This window comes from Streptomyces ovatisporus (genome assembly GCF_042653885.1).
Taxonomy (GTDB): domain Bacteria; phylum Actinomycetota; class Actinomycetes; order Streptomycetales; family Streptomycetaceae; genus Streptomyces; species Streptomyces ovatisporus.
This window is the reverse complement of sequence record NZ_JBHSFH010000018.1, coordinates 1-24016: the sequence shown is the minus strand read 5'-3', so window position 1 is coordinate 24016 and position 24016 is coordinate 1. Positions and strand designations below refer to the sequence as shown.

Below are 24016 nucleotides of genomic sequence, written 5' to 3'. Positions count from 1 at the left end.
ACTGAGCGGGCGAGCGGTCGCTGCGGGACCGCTCGCCCGCTCAGTCGCCGGCCGTCCCGCCGGTCTCCTCGACGCGCTCGCGTACCCACGCGAGGAACGCCCGTACTTCGGTGCCGGGCAGGGGGTCCGGGGACGAGCGGGGGCGCTCGAAGCTGCGTACCGCGGCGTCGATCAGGGGCCGGAACTCCTCCTCGGCCGCGGCGGTCTCCTGCGCCGCGGCGCGCTTGGCCGTCCAGCGTCCCGTGCGGCAGAACACCACCGAGCGGCAGCCGTTGAGAACACGGTTGTCCGCGAGGTGGCCCTCGCCGTCGCTGTGCTCACGGACCGATGCGCGGATCGCGGCGAGCACTGCGGAGCGCTTCGGTGCGGCGATCACCTCCCGCGCGGGACGGCCGTACAGCGAGAGCCCGGCCTGATGGGCGACGGAGCGGTCGATGACATACCAGAACGCCGGGGACCCAGCCGCGTCGAAGGCCGCCCGGTTCGGCAGCAGCGGACCGGTGTTGAGGTCCAGCAGATACCCGGCCTCGCCGGAGGGGCGGCCCGCGAAATCCGCTCCGTAGACCACCAGTTCCAGACCCGGCGCGGGGCAGGGCAGGCCGGGGTGGGCGAGAGCTCCGGCCAGGTCGTGCAGGGCCGGGCCGGGCAGCGCGGGGTCCACGACGACCGTGACGTCGACGTCGCTTCGGCCGTGCCGGTAGTCGTCGAGCGCGAGGGAACCGACCGCGGACACACTCACCAGATGCGGCCCGCACACCGTGCGTGTGCGGACGACGAGTTCCTCCAGGTAGGCACGGAGTTCGCGGGGGAGGGACGGCCGCGCGTCGATGGTGTCGGTCACCCGCCCAGTATCCACACAGTGATCAAGGCGGACGAGGGCGCCCGAGGAGGCAGGCCCGTCAGCGCTTCTCCCGGCCGGAGCCGGACGGGACCGGGCGGGCGGCGGCGCGGCCCCGGCGAGGTGGCCGGTGAGCCCGCCGGGAAGTCCCCTTCCGGATCAGCGCGGGCCCGTCCTGCCGGTGACCTGCGGCGGCCGGCGGGGTGGGTACCTCCGCAGCCGGCTGCGGCTCGTCGTCCGCCGGTACGTCGATGGAGTGGCCGGGCAGAGTCCTGGCGAAGCGCCAGCCTCCGCAGCCCAGTTGGAGCTGGAGGTCCCAAGTGCCGGGTGCGAGCGGCCTGCCGTTGTCGGCCGACGACGGGTCGACAGTGAACTCGGTTTCGAAACGCAGGGCGCACACGTCCCGTTCACGGCGTGCGCCGGGCAGGAGGGAGGTCAGCCATGCAGGCAGTCGCAGGCGGCGCGCCACCCTGGCTGTCATCTCCGCCGTCCGGTTGCCCTCCGGGCCAGGGGGCACTTCGACCACTCGGTGGTCGAGCGGCACGCTGACCACGGTGCCGCCTTCGCGGTGGCGGAGCAGGCCGCGCACGTTGCTGCGGCGCACCGCGCCGGTGAAGTCGGCCGCCTCGGCGGCCTCCGGCACGGCGGCGACGCCCGGCGGCAGCCGCAGCACGTAGCGGCCCTGGGCGCGGTGGAAGGCCAACGGCTCGGCACGTGCGCGTTTTTCGCGTCGGCGGACCAGCCGGGTGTCGCACGCGAGGGTGAGCCGTCCGCTGTCCCACTCGGCGTGGCCGACGCGGGGCCGATGGTCGATTCCGGCTTCGAACCGGGCGTGTTCCTCCAGCAGTTCGAGCTCGCCGTGCCGGGCGAGAGCCGCGACCACCCGCAGCCGCGTGGGAAGTGCCGCGTCCGCCTGGGGCGGCATCTCGGCGGCCAGGGCTCCGACGGCGTCGAGCCATTGCTCCCGGCGGCCGCGAGGCTGGTCGAGCAGGCTGCGTCCGCCGAGCCGGGCGAGCGCCTTCTTGCCGTACCAGTTGGCGGCCAGGCGGTAGCGGTGGCGGCCCGGGGCGACGCGGGTGCCGGGCGCGTCCAGGATGGCGAGGACCTTGCGGATGCTGTCCACGTAGGGGCCGGGTTCGATCGTCCGGTAGCTGATGTTGTGCTCGTCGCCCCGGTGCTTCACCCAGTGGTAGCAGGTGTAGTCGTGCACTGTGGCCACGCGGTCGGTGAGGAGGTAGGCGCGCAGGGTGAACATGTGGTCCTCGAGCCGTACTCGGCCCTCCTCGAAACGCAGCTCGTTCCTCTGGAGGAAGTCGCGGCGGAACAGCTTGTGCACGGTCATCGAAGCGAGCAGCGCGACGTCCGACCGCAAGTCCGCGTGGCTGAGCGGCTCTTCGAAGAGGGCCCGGGGAGCGCGGCGTCCGTGTCCGGCGATGCGGCCGATCACGATGTCCGCCCCGGTCTCCCGCGCGCGCTCGCAGGTCCGCTCCAGGGCCTCGGGGGCCAGCCAGTCGTCGTCATCGACGAAGAAGACGAACTCGCCCCGGGCGGCGTCCATGCCGATGTTGCGCGGCCTGCCCGGCCAGCCGGAGTTCGGGGTGCGGATCACGCGTACCGTCCGTCCGGCTCCCCGGCGGGCTGCTTCGGACTCCAGCATCGCGGGTGTGCCGTCGGTGGAGCCGTCGTCGACGTAGACGACCTCGAAGTCCGTGCGCGGCAGAGTCTGAGCGAGGAACGAGCGCAGTCCGGTCAGGACCGTCTCGCCGCTGTTGTGGGTGGGAACGACGACGCTGACCTTGAGCGGTGCCCGGCACTCGGTGGGCTGCGATGTACGCAAGGGGGCCTTTCCATGAGATGCGTCTTACTTGTATGCCTGACCGCACGTTACAAAGCGAAGGTTAACGGCATGCAACCGGTCAGAAGGGGCGTCGTGAACGGCCGCGCTGTACATGCCGTGCCGTGCCTGGTCTGTGCCGTGTCAGCGCCGTGTCCGTGCCCCCTGGTGGACTGTCCGCCCGCGTACTTCCCGGGTGCCACGCCTCGCCGTCGAGGAAGCTGTGGGATGTCTCACCGCTGTCAGGGCCGCACCCCGGCGGCGGAGCCCGGCACCGAGGACACGCGAGCCAGAACGCAGTCGAACTCGACCACCCGCCCAGTGGTTTCCTCGCGCGTGACCGGGTACAGACCGGTGATCCCGAAACCCGCCTCCTCGTACGCGGCGAGGGCCTCGGTCATGTGCGGGCTCCCTTCGTACAACTGCAGGGCGGCCACTTCGGATTGCATGCCGACGTACTCGTCGAGCCGTTCACCGGCGCCGGCGAAGACCTCCATGTCGAAACCCTGGGTGTCCATCTTCAGGAACGGCCGCGGATTCGCTATCCCGTGCAGCGCCTCGTCCATGACCTTGTCCAGGCGCCGCACCTGCACCTGCGTCGTACGGGTGTCGGCGAACCGCTTGTAGCGCTGCTGTCCGTACGCGCTCGGCTCCAGCAGCGAGTTCATGGTCTTCCAGCCCAGGTGCATGCTCTGTACGGATTCGCTGCGTCCCAGTGCGACGGGGCGGACCCACCAGTCCGGGTCCCGCTCGGCGGCCTTCCGCAGCCGGGCCAGGGCGTCGGGAACAGGCTCGAAGGAGACGATCCTGCCCCGGTAACCCGACTCGCGGAGCTGCCTGCCGTACTGCCCGCGGTTGGCCCCGACGTCGAAGACGCAGTTCACTTCGTAGTTGGCCAGGAAGTCGGCGACGTGCCGGGCACACAGGCTGCTCGCCGCGGCCTTCCGCAGACCCCACCCCTCGGCGGGTGCGCGAGTGCTCCTCCGGCCGCCCCCGACCATCCACGCGTCCGCGCTCACCTTCGTGGCGCTGTAGCGGCCGCGCCGCGAGATCACGGCCGCGCCGGGGCCGAGGTCGACTACCTGAACTCCGAGCCGGGGGAGCGCGTTGAGCGCCTTCCTGAACATAGTTGTCATGCCGTTCGAGGCTAGGGGCGCGTGCGGCGCCCCTGTCAAACGAGGTCCGGGCCCCGCTCTCCGGGCCGTTCCGCACGGCCGTTCCGCACGGCCGTTCCGCACGGCCGCTCCGCACGGCCGCTCCGCACGGCCGTTCCGCACGGCCGCTCCGGCGGACTCTGCCAGCGGCGGCTTCCGGTGCCCGCTGATCACAACGGGCCGGTGTCATCGCCCGGAACCCTGTTCGGTATCCGTCGTACACCGGTACGCTGCGCCGCAGTTGCGGAGCATCGCGGAGGCGTGCGGTATGGGGGAGCCGGCATTCGGAGTCCTGGGGGCGCTCAGGGTGCGGGTCGACGGCGCCCCGGTCCGCATCGGCGGGCCCAAGCCGAGAGCGGTCCTGGCCACGCTGCTGCTGCAGCCGGGCGGGTTCGTCTCGCTCGACCTGCTGACGGAAGTGCTGTGGCCGGGTGGTGCGCCGCGGTCCGCGGTGGCCAACGTCCGGACCTACGTACGCACCCTGAGGCAGGCGCTGTCCGCGGCGGGAGTCGTCACCGACGGGCTGCGGACCGAGGCGTCCGGCTACGCGTTCGATGTCGGGCCCGGCGACCTCGACCTGCTGCTCTTCGAGGAGCGTCTGGAGCGCGCCCGTGCTGAGCGCGAGGAGGGCGACGACGCCGCCGCGCTGCGCTGTTACGAGTCGGCGCTCGGCCTCTGGCGCGGCAGCGTTCTCCAGGACGTGCCGTCGAGCGTCGTGTGGGATCCGGCGATCGCGAGGATCGAAGGGCTGCGGTCGGTCGCGGTCGACGAGTGCCTGGAGGTCCGGCTGCGGCTGGGCGACTACGCCTCACTCGTGGCCGATCTGCGGTCCCGGCTGACCGAGGATCCGCTGCGGGAGGACCTGTGGCGGATGGTCGTACAGGCCCTGCACGACTCGGGCCGCACCACCGAGGCCCGGTCCGCGTACGCCGAGGCGGAGCGGATCATCGCCGCGGAGCTCGGGATCGAACCGAGCGCGCCCCTGCGCGCCATGGGGGAAGAGGTCAACGGGTACGCCGGCAGACGCCGTACTGCCGGGCCCGGTTCGGTGTGTCAACTACCCATGGACGTACCGGACTTCACCGGTCGCGCCGACGAGATCGCCCTACTGGAGAGGCTGTTGTCGGCAGCCGGCCGGCAGCCCGTCGTCGCGGTCGTCTCGGGCCCCCCGGGGTCCGGGAAGTCCACGCTGGCGGTGCACGTGGCGCATCGGGTGCGCGAGTCGTTTCCCGACGGCCAGCTCTTCGTCGATCTGGGCGGGACCAGCGAGCATCCGCGCGAACCCGCGGACGTGCTGGCCGAGATGCTGCGCGGACTCGGAGTCATCGACAGCACCATCCCCGCCGAGATGGGCGAACGGGCCGCGCTCCTGCGCTCGCGTCTGGCACAGCGGCGGTTCCTGATCGTCCTCGACGACGCCGCCGTCAGCTCGCAGGTACGCCCCCTGCTGCCCGGCACCGGTGGGTCCGCGGTGCTCGTCAGTTCCCGCCGCCGGATGCCGGGCCTGCCGGCGCACCACTCGCCCCTGGGGGTGATGGACCGCGACGACGCCCGTGCTCTCTTCGGCGCGATCGTCGGAGCGGACCGGCTGCGGCGCGGAGGAGCGGACGTCGACCGGGTGATCGCCGCCTGCGGCTCGCTGCCGCTGGCCGTCCGGATCGCGGGTGCCCGGCTGGCGAACCGTCCCGGCTGGACCGTCGGCGCGCTGGCCGACTCCCTGCACGACGAACGGGGACGTCTGGACCGGCTGCAGGCGGGCGAGATGGAGGTACGGGCGAGCGCCGAGCTGAGCTACCGGCAGTTGCCCGAACCCGCCATGAGGGTCTTCCGGGCCTTCGGGCAGCTCGCAGACGTCGCCGTGGCGGGCTGGACGGCGGCGGTGGTGACGGGCCGCACCGACGAGGCGTCCGCCGCTCTGGAGACGCTGCTCGACGAGCACCTGGTCGAACTGGTGGGGACGGACCGCGTCGGACTCCAGCGCTACCGCATGCACAACCTGCTGCGCTGCTACGCCCGGGAGCTGGCCGAGGCGGACGGCCGCGAGGAGCGGAACCGGCAGCAGCTGCTCGTCACCGACGCGCTGATCGGCCTCGCCCGTACCGCGAACTCGGCGATGCCCAACCGATTCCTCGGAGTGCTCGGCGAGCCCGTGCCTCTGACCGGACCGGAGGCCGCACTGGCGGAGACCGTACGCGCGCGCCCCGTCGAATGGTTCGAGAGCGAACGCCGCCTTCTCGTCGGCGCCGTGGGCGCCGCGGTCCGGCTCGGCGAGACCGGCCGGGCCGCCGACCTCGCGATCGAGATGGCGAGCTTCTTCGACATGCGCGGCTACTACGGCGACTGGCGCAGCACGCACCAGCTCGTCCTCGAAGCGATGCCCGAGCAGTCCTGCGTGCGTGCGGCGGCCCTGCTGCGCAACATCGGCCAGCTCCACCTCTACCAGGACCGGTACGCCGAGGCGCTGGCGTGCTTCGACCGGTCGCGCGAGATCTTCGCGGGGCTGGGGCATCTGCCCGGTGAGGCGGTGGCGGCGGCAGGCGTCGGATCGGTCCACCGGGTCGTCGACGATCTGGACGCCGCGCTCGACGCGTTCGTCGACGCGCTGCGCGCCTTCGGCAAGGCGGGCGACAGGCACGGCGAGGCGGTGGCCCACAACGCGATCGCCTCGGTGTGGCTGGAGCGCAAGGACCCCGAGGCTGCGGCCGGCTGGCTCGACGGTGCGCTGGAACTCTCCCGTGAGGTCGGTGACCGGCACCGCGAGGCGCAGGTGCGCCGGCGGATCGCCGAACTGCACGAGCTGCGGGGTGAACCGGACGTGGCGCAGGCCGAACTGGAGCGCGCGCTGGGCATCTTCGACGACCTGGCCGACACCCACTGCGCTGCCTACGTGCAGCAGAGCATCGGGGAGCTGTGCCTCCGTCAGGGCAACGCGAGGGAGGCGTCGGCGCTGCTGACCGGCGCGCTCGCGGTGCAGCAGCAGCTCGGTGACCGGCGCGCGGAGGCCCGTGTGGCCTGCCTGCTGGGCGAGTTGCACCACGCGACCGGACGGGACCAGACCGCCCGGCGCTACTTCCACCGCTCCCTGTCGACGTGGCGTCGCCTCGACGCCCGCGACCAGGCTGAGTTGGTGGACGCGAAGCTGCGGTCGCTGCGCTGACGGGTTCCAGGAGCGACGTGCGGTGCGGGCACGGCTCGCCGGCCGTGCCCGCACCGCCGGCTCCCCGCCTGCCCGTCCGCCGCGCGGCGCGGCGGCGGGCCCGTCAGATGTCGCGGGACGTCAGCACCCGTTCTTGCTGACCTGGAAGCGCGTCGTGAAGTCCTTGTAGCTCACGCCCTGGATCACCGAGACGACGGTGCTCCCGCCGTGTATCTGCTCGTAGTGCAGGTGCGGTGAGAGTTCGTACTTCGCGGAGGTCTTGCCGACCTGGCCGATGAGCTGGCCGGCCTTGACGGTGGCGCCCTTGCTGACGGCCCGTGTCTTCAGATGGGCGTAGCGCGTCTGCCAGCCGTCCCCGTGCCCGATCACGATCGTGTTGCCGTAGCCGGTGCTCGTGGAGTAGTAGGAGTCGAGGACCTTGCCGCCGGCGCTCGCGAGCACCTTGCGGCCCAGGTCGTCCGGGGTGCCCGCGGAGTTGTAGTGGTTCCAGTCGATGGAGTGCCCCGGGCTGTGCCCGTCCCAGTTGGCGCCGCGCCATCTCTGGCCGCACTTGAACGGCATCTTGAAGGCCGGCCGTGCCGCCAGCGTCTCTTCCGAAGATGTGGTCTCCCCCGCCTGTGCGACGGCGAGCGGAGCCGTGACCACCACGGCGGCTGCCACGCCGACAGCGGCCAGCGTGCGGCGCGTTCGCTTCTGCATGTTCTCTCCTTCTCGGCTGGTGACCGGCTGATTGAAGGAGGCGGGCATACAAAGCGGATACAACCCCGGAGCTGGGGGGACGGCACGGGACGGGGCCAGGGGGCCGCGGCCGCCGCGCGTGCGCCGGCCGCGGAAGCCCCGCAGAACTTGCGCGGCGTGTGCTGGAAAACCACGTCCGCCCACGCCGTGACCGGTGGCCGCTTATAGCCTGCGAGGGAAAAGGGAATTGCGGCCGCACCCGCCCCGGCGGGGAATCCGTAATTCCGCCGGGGGGAGTCGAAGGGGTTTTTCATGGTTGAACCGCGTGAACCGTCGCCGTTGTCGGATCCGGGTATCGTGTCCGACCCGTATCCGGTTTATGCCGATCTCTCGGAGCGCGAACCGGTGCACTGGTGCGAGGAGTTGGGCGCCTGGGCCCTGCTGAGACACGCCGACTGCGCCGCCGCGCTGACGGATTCCCGTCTCAAGGCGGAGCGCATGGAAAGCGTCCTGGGGGTCAAATATCCGGGGCGGTCGCTTCCGCCGGACAGCATCTACCACCGCTTCACCAAGAACGTCATGATGTACACGGATCCGCCGCTCCACGACGTACTGAAGAAATCCACGCTCCCGGCATTCACGCGTGCCGCCCACGAGCATTACAGCCGGATCATCGAAAGCGTGGCGTCCGAGCTGGTCGCCGCGGTCCCGAGCGGGACGACGGAGATCGACGCCGTTCCCGCGCTGGCCGCCGAGCTCCCCGTGCGGGCCGCCGTGCGGGCCTTCGGAGTGCCGGAGGAGGCCCTGGAGTTCGTCATGCCGCGCGTGGACACGGTCATGACGTACTGGTCGGGTCCGCAGGAACAGCCGGTCGAGCTCGACCGGCTGCTGGAGGTCCTGGACGGCCTGCACGCCTTCGCCGAGGAGCTTCTGCGGGGAGGGCGGGGCCGGGTACCGCCGGACACGGTGATCGCGCGTCTCGCGGAGAGCGCGCAGGACAGCCCGGACTGCACGCCGCAGCAGACGGTCCATCAACTCGTGCTGCTGCTCATCGCGTTGTTCGCACCCACCACCCCGGGCTCCGCGAGCAGCGGCATGCTCTCGTTCGCCTCGAACCCCTCGCAGATCGAACGGTTCCTGTCGGACCGCGAGTGCGCCGGCAACGCCGCCAACGAGGTGGTCCGCTACAACGCGTCGAACCAGTTCACGTGGCGCGTCGCGTCGAGTGCGATCGACGTCGGCGGAGTGCGCATCGAGGAGGGACAGAGCGTCGCCCTGTTCCTCGGCGCCGCGAACCGGGACCCGAGGATGTTCGAGCGGCCCGACGCCTTCGAACTCGACCGTGCGAACAGCGGCAAGCACCTCTCCTTCGGCGCGGGGCTGCACTCCTGCCTCGGGAAGCAGATCGCGGGCCTCGAACTCAAATGGTTCTTCGCCGCGTTGTTCGCACGCTTCCCCGGGCTCCGGCTGGCGGGCGAACCCGTATGGAACTCGAACCTGGAGTTCCGTTCCCTGCGTTCCCTGCCGGTCAGCCTCAACTGACCGTCCGTCCGCGCCTGTCCGGTCACCGGGTACCGGCGCCTGCTCACACCTGGGGCGGCAGCGCCTGTTCGCACCAGATCACCTTGCCGTCCCCCGTGTAGCGGGTGCCCCAGCGCTCGGCGAACTGGGCGACGAGGAACAGGCCCCGTCCGCCCTCGTCCGTCGTGGCCGCGTAGCGCAGATGGGGAGAGGTGCTGCTGGTGTCGGAGACCTCGCAGATCAGGGTGCGGTCGCGCAGCAGACGGACGCGGATCGGCCCGGTCGCGTAGCGGATGGCGTTGGTGATCAGTTCGCTGAGGATCAGCTCCGTGACGAAGGCGACGTCCTCCAGTCCCCACTCGTCGAGCTGCCCGGTCACTGCGGCGCGCACGCCGGCCACGGCGGCGGGATCGGACGGCACCTCCCACTCGGCGATGCGGCCGGCCTCCAGCACGCGCGTACGGGCCACGAGCAGGGCGATGTCGTCGCTCTGGCGGTCGGGACGCAGGGCGTCGAGAATCGCGTCGCAGGCCTCCTCGGGCGACTGCTGCGCGTGGGACAGGGCCTCGCTCAGGTGCCGGAGGCCGGTGTCGATGTCCTGGCCGCGGCGCTCGACGAGGCCGTCGGTGAAGAGGACGAGCCTGCTGCCCTCGGGCAGTCGCAGCTCCGCCGATTCGTACGGCCGGCCGCCGATGCCGAGGGGGAGGCCGGGCGGGACGTCGGCGAAGACCACCGTGCCGTCGGGGCGTACCAGCGCCGGCGGCGGGTGGCCCGCGCTGCCGATGACGCAGTCGCGTGAGACGGGGTCGTAGATCACGTACAGACACGTGGCGCCGGTGACGGTGTCCTCGTCACCGGCGGCGACGGCGTCCTGGTCGATGCGGACGACCAACTCGTCGAGGTGGGCCAGCAGTTCCTCGGGCGGCAGGTCGAGGGTGGAGAAGTTGTGCACCGCGGTGCGGAGGCGTCCCATGGTGGCGGCCGCGTGCAGTCCGTGCCCGACGACGTCGCCCATGACCAGCGCGACGCGGGCGCCCGGCAGCGGGATGACGTCGAACCAGTCGCCGCCGACCCCCGCCTGCGCCGGCAGGTAGCGGGAGGCGACCTCGACGGCGGTCTGCTCGGGCAGCGCCCGCGGCAGCAGGCTCCGCTGAAGGGCGACGGCCATGCTGTGCTCCCGCGTGTAGCGGCGTGCGTTGTCGATGGACACCGCGGCGCGGGCGGCCAGTTCGGCGGCGAGGGAGAGGTCGTCGTCCTCGAACGGCTCGGGCTTCTCCGACCGCCAGAACGTGACCACGCCCAGCAGGACGCCCCGTGCACGCAGCGGCGCCGCGATGAGCGAGTGGATGCCGTAGTCGATGACCCGGGCGGCACGCACGGGGGCCACGGCCTGCCATCCCGGGGACTCGTCCAGCCGGGGTTCGAGCACTGCCCGCCCGCTGCTGAAGCTGCGTGCCTGGGGCGAGGACGGGACGAATGTGATGACGTCGTCGACCGGAAAGAGGGGCGGGTCGGCGCGGATTCCGCTGAAGGCGGTGCGGCGCATCCGTGTGCTGCCCCCGCCGCCTAGGCCACCGTCGCCGTCGCTGCCGCGCGGGTGCGGTTCGTCGCCGCGCAGTACGAGTTCGTCCAGGTCCACGGTGACGAAGTCGGCGAAGTGCGGGACGGCCACCTGCGCGACCTCTTCCGCGGTGCGGGTCACGTCGAGGGTGGTGCCGATGCCTCCACTGGCGTCGTACAGCAGCTGAAGGCGCTTGCGGACCAGGTCGACCCGGCGGGAGAGAAGGCGCAGCTCGGTGAAGTCCCGGAACGTCGCGACCCAGCCGGGCGGCCCGCCGCCGCGGTCCGTCGGGCGGCTGTTCACGGCCAGCAGCCTGTCCCCGGCGGGCAGCACCTCGTCGGTGGCGACTCGTCCCGAGGCCAGCAGTTCGGCCGTACGCGGTTCCAGTCCGAGACCGCCGACCGGACGGCCCTGCGCGTCGGGCGGCAGGCCGAGAAGACGCGCCGCTTCGTCATTGGCGAGCAGCAGCCGTCCGTCGCCGTCGACGATGACCACGCCCTCGTGGACGGCGTGGAGGACCGCGTCGTGGTGCTCGTACATGCGGGTCATCTCGAGCGGCCCCAGGCCGTGGGTCTGACGGCGCAGCCGCCTGCTCACCAGCGCCGTCCCTCCCGTGGCGAGGAGGAGAGCCGCCGCGGCCACACCCAGGAGCAGCGGAAGCTGCCGGTCCACGATGCCGCTGACCTTCTCCACCTTGATCCCGGCCGAGACGAGTCCCACGACCGAGCCGTCGTCGTCGGTCACGGGGACGACCACCTGGACGATCCGCCCGATGGTTCCCTCGACGGTCTCGGTGTGGACCTCTCCGCGGAGCGAGGGCGCGATGGTGCCCACGAACTTCTTGCCGATCCTGTTCCTGATCGGGTGGGTGTAGCGGATCCCCTTGGTGTCCGTCACGACGACGAAGTCGACGCCCGACCCCTTGCGGGCCGCCTCGGCGCGCGGCTGGAGCACCGCGGTCGGGTCGGGGGAGCGGAGGGCGCGGACGAGCCCGGGGGAGTCCGCGAATCCTTCGGCGACGGCGATCGACCGCTCCCGGGCGGCCTCGGTGCCGTGCGTGCGGGCCTGCAGCAACAGGGCGCCCACGGCTGCCAGGACGAGCAGCAGGATCACGGCCAACTGGAGGACGAACACCTGCTTGGCGACGCTTCCTTCGCTCAGCGGCGACCACCGGTGCCGTCCCTGCGAGCTCCGTCCCGGCGAGCTCCGTGCCGGGCCGCGACGTGCGTCGCGGCCCGGGCGGAGACCGGCTCGGTGAGGACGGGCGGCGCGGTCGGCGTGCTCCCCGCGGGACAGGGACCGGAGACGTCTCAGCGGCCCGGCCATGCCCATCCCTCCACTGCCCTTCTTCTCCGCCGAAGGTGGTCCCCCCTCATGCTGGCTCGCGAAACTGTGCCGGGCCAGTCCTGCGGGGGGTGACGTCTGTGTTTCCGGCGTCCCGGGGCACCCCTTCCGGGTGTCGCCGGGCAAAAGTTCGGCCGGGTTCCCCGTCTCGGGGCCTGACCTTCAGGGCCTGCCGTCGGGCGTTCGTCAGAAGGCGAAGAGGCTCCGGCCGGCCTCGTTCCGCATGCAGGGGTTGGAGAACGTGTGCTTCCAGGAGACCCGCTCGCCCTCCCACACGCCGTCCGCGGTGACGACGACCGGGTCCCAGATCCGCGTGCACACCGGCGCGGCCGAGCCGGTTTCCACGAGCTGCTGCAACTCCCCGTTCACCGCCCGTACTTCGTCGCAGGCGCGCGCGCTCGCCGGGTGGGTGCCGCCGGGCGTCGGCGCGCAGCTGAGCACAACGGCCCGCTGGACTGCCGCAGTTGCCACGTCGCTGCCCTTGCCGACGGTCAGAACCAGCGCTGAGGGGGAGTAAAGGCTCTTCGTCCCGACGGAGTCGGCGTGTGCGACACCGCTTCCGACGCCTGCCACGCAGCCGAGGGCCAGCGCGGCGGATGCTCCGAGAGCCTTGACGGTGAACCGCATTTCGAACACTCCTTGGATCGAGTTCACGAATATCGGACGGCCTGGACTCTTGCGCAAGTTGTGCGCAGACGCACACCGAACGATCACTTCCGGTCGTCGAACCCGTGGCGGTGCGTGGCCGATTGCCTGTCGGGGCAGCTCAGGAGTGGTGTCCGGGCATCTGGGACATGTCCAGCATGTGGATGAAATGCGGGTTGTACAACTGAAAACAACGTCGTGACCTGCGGGGACGTCGCCCGGCGAATTTCCCGGCCGTCACATCTCGGCTGGAAAGCACTGCTTCCGGGTGGTTCCCCGCGCCGAGTTGACGGGGGGTCCAGCCCGGCCCCGGCCCCGGCCCCGGCCCCGGCCCGCCTGCCGCGGGCGGTCGCTCTCTCCCGTGGCCCGCTCAGGCCAGGCGGGCCTTCCACTTCCGGCACAGTGACGCCGTGACCGGGTCGAACAGCTCGGGTGTGTCGATCTCGAACAGGAACTGGGCCAGCAAGTCCCTTTCCCGGTCGGCGAGTTCGACGCGCTCCAGCGTGTGCACGGCGCCGGCCCAGCGGGGCAGGTCGCAGACGGGCAGATCCCCGGCGATGCACCGCTCCAGAACACTTCTGGCCGTGGAGGCGTCGAAGACCACGGGAGGGCCCGGCTGTTCGTCGCACTGTCCTGCCGCCCGGATCGCCTCTTCCAGCGGGATCTCCCAGTGGATCAGGCCGCGAAGTGCCTCGCACGACGGTCCGCAGCAACCTGGTCCCATGAGTGCCTCCGTGTGTGAAGTGGTTCTGTGCGGCAGCCTTCCATGGCCGTCAACCAGGCGGTTCCGCGGCGCAGTTGAGCCGTTCCCGCTGCCGGGCCGTGCAAGGTGTCGTGCGCGGTGTACGCCTGTCGGCAGGTCAATGGGTCATGTCCGCCCTGACGGGGGTTCCTTGAGTATCCGTAAATCGGCGGACCCGTATGGACGTGCCACGAATCCGCGAGTACCGTCCTCGCGTTCGGTCGTAAGGGCTTGCGGTTCGAGCCCGAGGTATCGCGGCGGTGCTCCACGACGGGTCGGCCCGGCGAGGGCACACGTCGCCCCCCACAGAGGAGATACTTGTCATGACCACGATCTTCCGAAGACTGGCCGGTGGCGCGGCTGTGGTCTTCGCCCTGGTCTTCGCGTTCCCGGTGTCGGCCAGTGCCGCCGAGGCCGGCGACGTGGCCCGTCCGGCCGCCGCCCAGGCCCTTCAGGTCCCGGGCGACCCCACGCCGTCGGAGGGCTTCAAGACCGGTGACCTCACGGACGCTCCCGCGCCCGATGCCAAGGAGCGCGACGCCCGGGTCCCGGCCTGGAGCTACCACATCACCGCGTCGTGCGCCGGTTACGAGGGCGCGATACGCCAGGGCGCCAACTTCTGGGGCAGCGGCACCGAGACGTCCGGCAGCGGAACGCCGGTGGAGTGCACCGGCGGCTACATCGAGGGCTGCGGCGGCGCCGGCAACGTCGTCGGATGCAACTGGGGGCAGGGACAGCGGATCATGCTGTCCACGATCGTGAGCGACTTCGGTCTGCTCGCCGCCCACGAGTTCGGCCACAACTGGTACGGGCACTCCGACCCGGGCTGTGCGAACTGGGCAAGCGCATACGAGGTCATGCGGCCGACCATGTGCTGACGGGCTCTCCGCAGGGAGCGGGCCGGACGCGCGTCACCGCGGGTCCGGCCCGCTCCGCCTGTGTCCGTCCGCCTCCCGGACGTGTGGCCCCACGCCGACCGGTTGGCTCAACTACGCCCAACTGCATGGCACTTGGCCGTTCCATGCGCTTCACGCATGGCATCCTTGTCTGTCACGCACATTTCGCGCCGGGGGGTGTCGTATGGACGCGCGAGCCACGTCGCCCTCGGGCGGCGGCGAGGAGCAGCCGCAGAATCCGGGGGAAGGGCCCCGGCAGGATCCCGACGGGGCCAAGCGCTATCTGCGCACCCTCTTCGCCGTCCACGTGACGCTGCTGGCAACTGCCTTCTGCGTGGCCGTGTGGGCCCAGCGCGTCGAGCGCGACTTCGCCACCGCCGTGACCGCCCTGGGCGCCGTCTTCCTGCTCGTGCCGACAGTCGAGGTCGTCGCCAAGCGGGACGAGCGGCACGACACCACGCAGCACAGGGAGACGTTTCTCAGGGCGTTCGCGACGGCCGTGCTGCTGGCCGCCGTCGCGTGGTTCGCCGTGGGCGCTCTCCCCGTGGACGTCACGGACAGCACGGAGTTGAAGGGCGGCGAAGGTCTGCACCCCGGCGGGACGGCACAGTTGACGGTGGACGCGGAGCCACGCGGTCACGACGAGCTGAGCGTCACGCTGGCTGCCCGGGACGAGGCGGCGGGCGCGACCTCCTGTCTTCCCGGCAGCCGCCTGGAGTTCGCAGGCGAGGACCTCGCGGCGCCCGTCACCGTCCAGCTGGCCGGAGAACTGACGACGACCCTCCCGCTGGACGCCGCGGGGCCGGGCGTATCCGTAGGAGTCACTCTCCGCGCCGACGACGGCTGCCAGGTGACGCTCGTCGGCAAACAGACCCGCTACAAGTGACCAGAAGGAGAATCCGAATGTCCGCTGCCGCCCGACGTCTGCCCGCCGCGGTCTTATGCATCGCGGCGCTGGCCCCGGTCTCCGCCGCCTGTGACAGGGGCGGGTCCGACGGCCCTTCCGGGGGCTCGGCGTCTCCCTCCCAGTCCGCTTCCTCGATCTTCGAGAAGCCGTCGGTGACGGTCGCGGTGAAGAAGGGGCAGCCGGGGTTCAACACCCGCAGCGGCGAGGAGTACGAGTACGCGGGCTTCGAGACGGATCTGCTCAACGCCCTTGCGGACGGCGTCGGGTTCAAGAAGTACACCCACGACATTCCGTCCCTGCGGCGCGAGGACATTCTCCTCGACCAGGGTGCCGACCTGGTCATCGCCACGTACACCATCACCGACGCGCGCGACGAGAAGATCGACTTCACGGCCCCGTACATGAAGACCTATCAGGGCGTTCTCGTCCAGAAGGACGATTCGGAGATCGAGAAGCTGCAGGACCTCGACGGCAAGCGCGTGTGCAGCGCGTCCGGTTCGACGTCCGACCCCGGCAGCGTGGAGGGGGAGAAGGCCCAGAAGTCCATCAGCGAGGCACTGGGCACGCACGTCAGACCGGGGTTCCGCAAGGATTACAAGACGTGCGTCAAGGAGCTGGCCAAGGGCAACTTCGACGCGGTGTGGACGGACAAGCTCGTCCTGGAGGGCTTCGCGCACCAGAAGCCGTACGAGAGCGACGTGAAGGTCGTCGAGGACATCGAGATCGACAAGCAGCAGTACTACGGGATCGGCATACGCGAAGGGCACGGCGCGGACTGCCGCAGACTGAACGCCGCGCTGAAGAAGTTCCTCGACACCCGCTGGCGGATGACCTTCCAGCAGCACTTCCCGGACCTGGCCGAGGGGGACTTCGAGCAGCAGTACAAGCCGTCCGACTCCGAATTCGAGGACTACAGGGCGACGTCCTGCGGCGCGAAGTGAGGGGCCGCGACGAGGGGCCGCGACGAGCGGCCGCGAGATGAGCGCGAGGTGAGGGGCCCGCGAGGTGAGGGGCACCGTATAGCCCGGGTATAGCCGCGGGGACGAGGCTCTGGACGCCGTCGGCAGCGCCCATCAGCCCGCCCCCGTCCACGGAGGAATTCCGATGCCCGAGCAGAGGCCGGAGGGCGGTCGCTTCGCCGCGACGCGCGCCGTCCACGTCTGGTACGGACGTGGAGCGGACGAGCTCGGCAAGGTCGATCTGACGCATCTGGACGACGGCGAACTCCGCTTGGTGCGCAGCAGACGGCCTCCCCTGGACGCCCACTACGGGAGTGCTCACGCGGCCGTGCGCCGCGTGCTCGCCGACCACTACCTGGGCGGACCGCCCTCCGCGATCACGTTCGGCCGGCACGTCTGCCCGCGGTGCGGCGATCCCTCGCACGGGAGACCGCGGATCTCGTCCCCCGTCACCGGACTGGAGTTCAGCCTGTCCCGCACAGGTCCGCACTGGGCACTGGCCGTCACGGCGGGGGAGCGGGTCGGCATCGACATCGAGTGCGGTGCGGGCCGGGCCGTGGACGGTGCCGCCGAGGTCGCGCTGTCGGACGGTGAGCTCGCCCGGCTGAGAGCTGTCGAACACGCGGCCGGGCGGCGGGAGTTCTTCCTCCGTGCGTGGACGAGGAAGGAGGCCGTCCTGAAGGCCGCCGGAACCGGAATCGTCGCCGGCATGCGGGCCCTCGAAGTGCGTCCGGCGCAGAGGGGGACCGTACGGGTCGAGAACGCCGAAGCCGTACGGGGCGACCGCCCCCGGACCTGGCTCGTGGACGAACTGGCACTGGGCGACGGCCTGTTCGCGGCACTCGCCCGGGAGGAGGGCCGATGCGGGCCCGTGGTGCTGCGTCCCGTGACCAGAACCGAGAACGGAGCCGTCGCCGTATGACCACCGACCGCAGGTTGTTCCGCCGTTTTCTGCCCAGGCCCCGGGCGGAGGCCGCGGTGGTGTGCTTCCCGCACGCCGGGGGTGCCTCCAGCGCCTTCCACGGCTGGGCGGAGCTGCTGCCGGAGACCGTCGAGCTGATCGCGGTTCAGTACCCGGGGCGGCAGGACCGCTTCGGCGACAAGATGCCCGCCTCGATCCCGGAGCTCGCGGAGACGGTCGCCGGGAGCATCACGACACCCTTCCGGCGGCCCACCGCCTTCTTCGGGCACAGCATGGGAGCCCTGGTGGCGTTCGAAGCCGCCCGCCGGCTCCAGCCCCGCTTCCCCTCCCCGCTGGCCGCCCTGTTCGCCTCCGCCTGCAAGGCGCCGGCCGAACGCACCCCCAAGGGCCTGGACTTCGGGAAGGAGCAGTTGAGGGAGTACATCGTGGACCTCGGGGGTTCCGCCGCCCTCGCTCTTCAGCAGGACGAAGAGCTGTGGGAGGTCGCCGCTCCGGTGATAGAAGCCGATCTGCGCCTCACCGAGAGCTACCGCTACACCCCCGGCGCCCCCCTCACGTGCCCTCTGATCGCGTTCGGCGGCGCCCAGGACCGTACGGTCACGCCCGCCGACATCGCGCTGTGGAAGGAGTACGCGATCGGCGGAGCCGAGGTGCACGTACTCGAAGGGGGTCACTTCTACTTCGAGGACTCGCTTCCGCAGCTGCTGTCCGCCGTGGCCGGCGCCCTGCTCCAAGTGCCCTCGTCGCACCGGTGGTCAGGGCGTCCGGGCAGCGACCCGTCCGGGGTCTCCGGGGTCCTTCCCCCAGGGGGCGTCGGGGTCTCCCGGCAGGCCCCCTAGGGGACAGCTCGCAGGTTCCCCTGGCTTCCCCGGTGGCCTGTTGCTCTTCGACGTGGCACCTGCCAGCTTGGGTATGCAGGTGATGACGCGGGTTGACACGGAGGAGCTGGTCGGCATGGACGGCGGGTACTGGATCTACGCGGTGCTCGTGCTCGTCACCGTGCCGCCGATGGTGCCGAACTCCGCGCTGCTGGCCGGGGCCGGTGCTCTGGCCGCCTCGGGCGGCGGCCTCAGCGTGCCGCTCCTGTTATGCCTGCCCCTGGTGGGCGCGACCCTCGGGGATCTCGCGGTCTTCTCGCTGGGGCGCAGAGCACGCGGCCCCTCGATGACCTGGCTCTCCCGCGACCCGCGGCGCCTGTCGACGATGGAGCGGCTCTCCGGCCTGCTGGACCGGTACGGCGTGCCGTCGGTCATCGCCGTCCGGTTCGTGCCCACCGGCCGTGGCGTGGGCGGGCTCACGGCGGGCGTGGTCGGTTTTCCGGTCCGCAGCTTCCTCCTCGGGGCGGCCGTCGCCGAGGCGATATTCGTCTCGTACACCGTCGGGCTCGGCTACGTCGGGGGCCGCCTGGCAACGGACGGAGCTGCGCCCTTCGTCATCGGCCCGGCGGTGTCGCTGCTCGTCGCGGGGACGGTCCTGATGCTGCAGCGGAAATGCGGTCGGCAGGTCGACGGCCGTGCACTGGAAGGGGTTGGTGGGCAATGCGCCGGACCGGCGGAGCCGGCACCGCATCCGGGCACCCGCCGGACTCCCGGGAACCGAGCGGTGATGCGAAGTGACAGTCCCCCGCGACGGGAACGACCTGGTCGACGTGCTGGCCACGCTGGCCAACCCGCACCGGCTGCGGGTGGTGGCCGCGCTGTCCTCCAAGCGCAACTACGTGAGCCAGCTGGCCCGTGAACTGGGCATCAGCCGCCCCCTGTTGCAGGCCCATCTCAGAAAGCTGGAGTCGGCCGGCCTGGTGACCGCCCAACTGGAGGTCTCGCGTGACGGAAAGGCGATGAAGTTCTACGAAGTCACTCCCTTCGCGATCCACCTGTCACCGGAATCCATAGCGGCTGCGGTGCCGACACTCAGCCCACACGTCGCCGTCCGGCCGGACGGCGAGAAAGGAAATCCGTCATGACCAACCGCGGATGGCAGGAAATAGTCGGCGTCGTCGGCATCTTCGGAATGGCCGTGGTGGTGGTCACGATCGTCGTATGGAACATGGCCGCCACCTGGCGGGCCAGGGCCATCCTGGCGCGCGACTACGAATACCGGACGCTCGCCGAAAAGGCGGTGAACGACCAGGCGGTCATCCGGGAGAGCCTCGCCGGGATCAACGGCCGTCTGGCAGAGGTGGAAACCCGTATGCACTCGGTCGAGCGGATCCTCAAGGAGATCGAGTAGCGCGGCCCCCACGCGCCATCGCAAGGCCACGCCGCCGGGCTGTACACCCGGTGACCGGGCCGTCGAGCGGCAACTCGACGGCCCGTGAGAAGGAGCAACACCTCGCCTTCCGGCGAGTTTCGAAGCGGTCGACTCCCTCAGGAAGGACCTTAGTTCATGCTGCACAAAAGCAGGACGCCGCGGCAGCCGGCCACCGGCACGGACGCTGACGCACAGTCACCGAAGACGGGTGAAAGCCGCGAAACCGCGGAGGACCTCCCGGAGCGCATGGCGCGCGGCGCGGTCGTCGAGCGCATCGCGGCCTGGTCGATCCGGCATCGCTTATCGGCGATCGGCGGCTGGCTGGCGCTCGTCGTCGTGGCCGTACTGGCCGCCTCGCTGGTCTCCGGCCCCGGTGCGGACACCGTCGACCCGGGGGAGTCCGGCGACGTGAAGAAAGCCGTCAACGCCCAGAAGCACTACGAACCGGTGCTGGAGAACGTGCTCGTCCAGCCCCGCACCGACAGCGGCAGGAATTTCGAGGACGACCCGGCGCTGGTGAAGGCGACCAGGGACCTCGCGGCCGAACTGCAGAGAACTCCGGGCGTGGTCACGGGACTTCGCACGCCCTTGAACCCCCGGGGCGAGAAGCAGATCTCGGACGACGGACGTTCGGGTCTCGTCAGCTTCTTCGTCGCGGGCCCGAACGAGAAGATGGACGCGCACTTCGACACCGCGGAGAAGGCCGTCGAGGCGGTGGCCGACAGGAACCCCGGCGTGCGCGTCGCACAGGCCGGCGACGTCAGCCTCTCCCACGCCGTGGACGACGCCGTGAAGAAGGACTTCGCGGGTGCGGAGAGGACCTCGCTGCCGATCACGCTGCTGATCCTGCTGGTCGTCTTCGGTGCGCTCGTCGCGGCGTCGATCCCGTTGCTGCTCGCCGCGACGACGGTCGCGGCCACATTCGGGCTCATCGGGGTGCTCGGCCAGTGGGTCGCGGTCAACAGCGCCGTCTCGTCCATGATCCTGCTGATCGGGGTCGCCGTCAGCGTCGACTACTCGCTGTTCTATCTCCGGCGCGAGCGCGAGGAGCGGGCGGCGGGCCGCAGCGTGGACGCGTCCCTGCGGATCGCCTCGCGCACCTCCGGTCACGTGGTGGCCGTCTCGGGTGTGACCGTCATCCTCTGCGTCGGCGGTCTCCTCTTCACAGGGATCGACGTCTTCCGGGGCCTGACACTCGGCACGGCCCTCGTGGTGGGCCTCGCGATGGTCGCTTCGGTCACGGTGCTGCCGGCGCTGCTGGCCACCCTGGGGCACCGTGTCGACAAGGGCCGTCTGCCGTGGCTCGGGAAGCGCCGCACGCAGGTGCTGGAGTCCCGTGGCTGGCTGAAGCTGGCGACGGCGGTCGTGAAGCGGCCGTTGCTGTGGGGCGGTGGCGCGGTGCTCGCGCTGGTCGTACTGGCGCTGCCGATGGCAGACATGCGCCTGCAGGACGCCGCCGTCGTCAACAGCCTGCCCCGTAGCGCACCTACGGTGGATGCGGCGATCCGGATGCAGGAGGCGTTCCCCGGTGCGCCCGCTCCTGCCCGGGTCGCGGTGTGGGGCGTCGGCGGGGGACGGTCCGACACGGCCGAGGTGCGAGCGGCCGTCGACGAACTGCGCGGTGAAGTCGCCGGTGAGGAAAGCCTGCTGGCGGGGCCGGTCTCGACCGTCCAGATCGACGACGTACTGATGGTCAGGGTGCCGCTGGCGGGCTCGGGCACCGACGAGACGTCCGGCAAGGCGCTGGAGAAGCTGCGCGAGGACGTACTGCCGAAGACGCTGGGCGAGGTCGAGGGGGTCGACTTCGCGGTCGGCGGAAGGACGGCGTTCGCCTACGACTTCGCCGACCAGGTGACCGACCGGACGCTGATCGTCATCGGGTTCGTACTGGTGCTGGCCTTCGGGCTGCTGCTCGTCGTCTTTCGCTCTCTGGCCGTCCCTGTGGTCTCCATCGTGCTCAATCTGCTGTCGATGGGCGCGGCCTACGGAGTGCTGACCTGGGTCTTCCAGGGGGGCAACCTCAGCTCCCTGCTCGGCTTCACCCCGTACGGAGGTGTGGCGAGCTGGCTGCCGCTGTTCATGTTCGTGGTGCTCTTCGGGCTGAGCATGGACTACCACATCTTCATCCTCAGCCGGATCAGGGAGCGCTGGCTGGCGGGTGCGGAGCCGCGGGAAGCGGTCGTCTCCGGGATCTCCGCCAGCGCGGGAGTCGTCAGCAGCGCGGCCTTCATCATGACGGCGGTGTTCACCGTCTTCATCACGCTGTCCGCCATCGAGAACAAGATGATGGGGGTCGGCATGGCGGTGGCCATCCTCATCGACGCCACCATCGTCCGCGGCGTGCTGCTGCCCGCGGCTGTCGCGCTGCTGGGCAAGCGGGCCTGGGAGTTGCCGGGCCGGCTGAACCGGCTGCCCGGCAAGGGCGAGGAGCGGCGGTCCGCGCCTGCCGCGCCCGCCGACGCGGCATCAGGCGGGGCGCCGGACTCCCCTGCCCCCGCATCCGGGGTCTCCCGCACGAAGGAGACCGTGCACCAGCGGTGACCGTCCGCGGCGCGAGACTCCCGCCGCGCACCGCGTCGTGAGCCCCCCCGGCCAGGGAACCCGGTTTCATCCGGGCCCGGCCGGGGGGCTTCTCGCCGGATAGCTCCGGTATAGACGGAGTATCGGGTCGGGAAGAAAACTGCACCCGCAGACTGGCGAATTCCAGCGAAGTTTCTTCTCGACGAGGGATTTGGATTCTCATGGCGGACGAACAGGACGACGGCCAGATCTACCGTGTCGTGGTCAACGACGAGGAACAGTACTCCATTTGGTGGGCCGACCGGGATCTGCCCGCGGGTTGGCGTGCGGAAGGCACCGAGGGAAAGCGGTCGGAATGCCTTTCCCACATCGGTGAAGTGTGGACGGATATGCGGCCGCTGAGCCTGCGCCGCCGCATGGAGAAGGAAGCGGCGAAGTAAGAGCTCGCCGTCCCGGCGCACAGCACGAAGGCCCCGGATGGAATCCGGGGCCCCGAGTCGACCAACCACAAGCGGCGGCAGCAGGAGGACTGGAACACATGAGCGTCGGGAAGAAGAAGCAGCAGGACGTCGACGCCCTTCAGGACGAACTCCTCCGCCGCCGGCTCGGGGGCGGCGGACGGGGGTCCCGCGGTCGCCGCCCTGCCATCGGCCCCGCCGACCGTTCCGGTCCGCTGCGGCTGTCTTTCGGCCAGCAGCAGATGTGGTTCCTCAACCGGCTGGAGCCGGAGAGCGCCGAGTACCTTGTGCCGCTGACCTTCCGCCTCCGGGGGGCGCTCGACACCGGCGCTCTGGAACGTGCCTGGTCGGCGCTTGTCGAGCGCCACGAAATCCTGCGCACACGCTACGAGTTGGACGGCGGCGAGCCCGCTCAGGTCGTCGACCCGCCGCGGCCCGTGACACTGCCGGTGGAAGAAGCGGCACACGTTCCGCACGACGAGCGCGACGACTACGCCGCCGGGCTCATCGCGCGAGCGCTGTCCACACCCTTCGACCTGGAGCAGGACTGGCCGGTGCGGGCGCGGCTGCTGAGGCTCGCACAGGACGAGCACCTCCTCAGCCTCGTCTTCCACCACATCGCCTTCGACGCCTGGTCGACGCGCGTGGTGGCGTCCGAACTGGGCGCCCTCTACGACGCGTTCGCCTCCGGCGGGCTCCCCGCACTCCCGCCGCTCCCGCTGCAGTACGCGGACTACGCCGCCTGGCAGCGCCAGGAGGAGGCCGGCGGAGCCCTCACCGAGCACCTGGAGTACTGGCGCACCCGGCTCGACGGGGTGACCCCCGTCGACCTGCCGACCGACCGGCCGCGTCCCGCCTACCGCAGCCACCAGGGCGCCGACGTCGCCTTCGCACTCCCCGACGGGCTCTCCGGGAAGATCCACGACCTGGCCGCCCGTCACAACGCGACCCCGTTCGCCGTGCTGCTGCCCGCCTTCCAGGCACTGGTGGCGCGTTACACGGGCAGCACGGATGTGCCCGTCGGCATCGTGGCCTCCGGACGTACCAGGCCCGAGCTGCAGGGGCTCATCGGGTACGGCATCAACAACCTGGTGATGCGGGGCACTTGGCGAGACGGGACCGCCTTCGCGGAGCTCGTCGACCAGGCTCGGAACACGCTGATCGAGGCGTACGAGCACCAGTCCGTCCCCTTCGCCCGGCTGGTCGACGAACTCCAGCCCGAGCGGGACATGTCCCGTACGCCGCTCTACCAGGTGGCGTTCACCCTTCACGAGCGCGGCAGCGAGAGTTTCGAACTGGCGGGTCTGAACGTCGAGCCGTACGAGGCGACGGGACGGGTGGCCAAGTGCGACCTGGAGCTTCAGGTCAACTCCGCCCCCGACGGCTCCCTGCACGGCCAGTTCGTCTACGCCGAGCCGCTCTTCGAGCGGGCCACGGTGGAGCGCATGGCGGGGCACTTCCTGCGCCTCCTCGAGCGGGCCGTCGAGGACGAGACTGCTCCCGTCTCCCGCATCGACATCCTCGACGAAACAGAACGCGCCCTGGTCACAAGCGGTGCCGTCACGCCTTCGGTGGTGTCGGAGACGGTGCATGAGCTGTTCGAGGGTCAGGTGGTGCGTGATCCGGGTGC

The 24016-nt window shown here is 70.9% G+C and carries 20 protein-coding genes; 13 read left to right on the top strand and 7 right to left on the bottom strand.

The window, feature by feature from the left end:
- Positions 1 to 40: 40 nt before the first annotated feature.
- The 3 genes from ACFPA8_RS26840 to ACFPA8_RS26830 all read right to left on the bottom strand — a co-directional run bounded on the left by ACFPA8_RS26840 (position 41) and on the right by ACFPA8_RS26830 (position 3808).
- Positions 41 to 841: an aminoglycoside adenylyltransferase domain-containing protein gene (locus tag ACFPA8_RS26840; RefSeq protein WP_386452692.1), complete on the bottom strand. Its 801-nt coding sequence runs from the start codon at positions 839 to 841 to the stop codon at positions 41 to 43.
- 58 nt (positions 842 to 899) lie between these two features.
- Positions 900 to 2675, bottom strand: a complete 1776-nt coding sequence (locus ACFPA8_RS26835; protein ID WP_386452690.1) for a glycosyltransferase family 2 protein — start codon at positions 2673 to 2675, stop codon at positions 900 to 902.
- Between the two features lie 239 nt (positions 2676 to 2914).
- The gene (locus ACFPA8_RS26830) at positions 2915 to 3808 is read right to left on the bottom strand and encodes an FkbM family methyltransferase (RefSeq protein WP_386452688.1); all 894 of its coding nucleotides are present in this window, start codon (positions 3806 to 3808) and stop codon (positions 2915 to 2917) included.
- Between the two features lie 286 nt (positions 3809 to 4094).
- Here ACFPA8_RS26830 and ACFPA8_RS26825 point away from each other — a divergent pair, with 286 nt between their 5' ends.
- Positions 4095 to 6983, top strand: coding sequence for an AfsR/SARP family transcriptional regulator (locus ACFPA8_RS26825; protein WP_386452686.1), 2889 nt, complete (start codon positions 4095 to 4097; stop codon positions 6981 to 6983).
- A 120-nt stretch (positions 6984 to 7103) separates the two neighbouring features.
- Here ACFPA8_RS26825 and ACFPA8_RS26820 read toward each other — a convergent pair whose 3' ends face one another.
- A complete protein-coding gene (locus ACFPA8_RS26820) occupies positions 7104 to 7682 on the bottom strand; it encodes a M23 family metallopeptidase (RefSeq protein ID WP_386452684.1) in 579 nt (192 codons plus the stop codon).
- Between the two features lie 291 nt (positions 7683 to 7973).
- Here ACFPA8_RS26820 and txtE point away from each other — a divergent pair, with 291 nt between their 5' ends.
- Complete coding sequence (gene txtE, locus ACFPA8_RS26815) at positions 7974 to 9203, top strand: 4-nitrotryptophan synthase (RefSeq protein ID WP_386452682.1); 1230 nt, start codon at positions 7974 to 7976, stop codon at positions 9201 to 9203.
- 43 nt (positions 9204 to 9246) lie between these two features.
- Here txtE and ACFPA8_RS26810 read toward each other — a convergent pair whose 3' ends face one another.
- From ACFPA8_RS26810 to ACFPA8_RS26800, 3 genes are all read right to left on the bottom strand, one after another.
- Positions 9247 to 12069, bottom strand: coding sequence for a SpoIIE family protein phosphatase (locus tag ACFPA8_RS26810; RefSeq protein WP_386452680.1), 2823 nt, complete (start codon positions 12067 to 12069; stop codon positions 9247 to 9249).
- Positions 12070 to 12273: 204 nt separating this feature from the next.
- Entirely contained in the window at positions 12274 to 12714 is a 441-nt protein-coding gene (locus ACFPA8_RS26805) for a subtilase-type protease inhibitor (RefSeq protein WP_386452678.1), read from the bottom strand.
- A 388-nt stretch (positions 12715 to 13102) separates the two neighbouring features.
- The gene (locus ACFPA8_RS26800) at positions 13103 to 13456 is read right to left on the bottom strand and encodes a hypothetical protein (protein ID WP_386452676.1); all 354 of its coding nucleotides are present in this window, start codon (positions 13454 to 13456) and stop codon (positions 13103 to 13105) included.
- Positions 13457 to 13797: 341 nt separating this feature from the next.
- On the opposite strand from ACFPA8_RS26800, the gene ACFPA8_RS26795 reads away from it, so the two are divergent.
- The 11 genes from ACFPA8_RS26795 to ACFPA8_RS26745 form a co-directional block, all read left to right on the top strand.
- Positions 13798 to 14352, top strand: a complete 555-nt coding sequence (locus ACFPA8_RS26795; RefSeq protein WP_386452675.1) for a hypothetical protein — start codon at positions 13798 to 13800, stop codon at positions 14350 to 14352.
- Positions 14353 to 14554: 202 nt separating this feature from the next.
- On the top strand, positions 14555 to 15256 hold the full coding sequence (locus tag ACFPA8_RS26790) for a hypothetical protein (RefSeq protein WP_386452673.1): 702 nt from the start codon (positions 14555 to 14557) through the stop codon (positions 15254 to 15256).
- Positions 15257 to 15273: 17 nt separating this feature from the next.
- Entirely contained in the window at positions 15274 to 16218 is a 945-nt protein-coding gene (locus ACFPA8_RS26785; RefSeq protein WP_386452671.1) for a transporter substrate-binding domain-containing protein, read from the top strand.
- A gap of 163 nt (positions 16219 to 16381) precedes the next feature.
- The gene (locus ACFPA8_RS26780) at positions 16382 to 17158 is read left to right on the top strand and encodes a 4'-phosphopantetheinyl transferase family protein (RefSeq protein WP_386452669.1); all 777 of its coding nucleotides are present in this window, start codon (positions 16382 to 16384) and stop codon (positions 17156 to 17158) included.
- Entirely contained in the window at positions 17155 to 17997 is an 843-nt protein-coding gene (locus ACFPA8_RS26775; RefSeq protein WP_386452668.1) for a thioesterase II family protein, read from the top strand. Before ACFPA8_RS26780 ends, ACFPA8_RS26775 begins: the two co-directional genes overlap by 4 nt.
- Positions 17998 to 18070: 73 nt before the next feature.
- A complete protein-coding gene (locus tag ACFPA8_RS26770; protein ID WP_386452882.1) occupies positions 18071 to 18895 on the top strand; it encodes a DedA family protein in 825 nt (274 codons plus the stop codon).
- Positions 18798 to 19121: an ArsR/SmtB family transcription factor gene (locus tag ACFPA8_RS26765; protein WP_386452880.1), complete on the top strand. Its 324-nt coding sequence runs from the start codon at positions 18798 to 18800 to the stop codon at positions 19119 to 19121. The genes ACFPA8_RS26770 and ACFPA8_RS26765 overlap by 98 nt, the downstream gene beginning before the upstream one ends.
- Entirely contained in the window at positions 19118 to 19387 is a 270-nt protein-coding gene (locus ACFPA8_RS26760; protein WP_386452666.1) for a hypothetical protein, read from the top strand. The genes ACFPA8_RS26765 and ACFPA8_RS26760 overlap by 4 nt, the downstream gene beginning before the upstream one ends.
- 156 nt (positions 19388 to 19543) lie before the next feature.
- A complete protein-coding gene (locus tag ACFPA8_RS26755) occupies positions 19544 to 21949 on the top strand; it encodes an MMPL family transporter (protein ID WP_386452664.1) in 2406 nt (801 codons plus the stop codon).
- 200 nt (positions 21950 to 22149) lie between these two features.
- Positions 22150 to 22368, top strand: coding sequence for an MbtH family protein (locus tag ACFPA8_RS26750; protein WP_184777826.1), 219 nt, complete (start codon positions 22150 to 22152; stop codon positions 22366 to 22368).
- A 98-nt stretch (positions 22369 to 22466) separates the two neighbouring features.
- On the top strand, positions 22467 to 24016 hold a 1550-nt coding region (locus tag ACFPA8_RS26745; protein ID WP_386452662.1), incomplete at its 3' end, for a condensation domain-containing protein.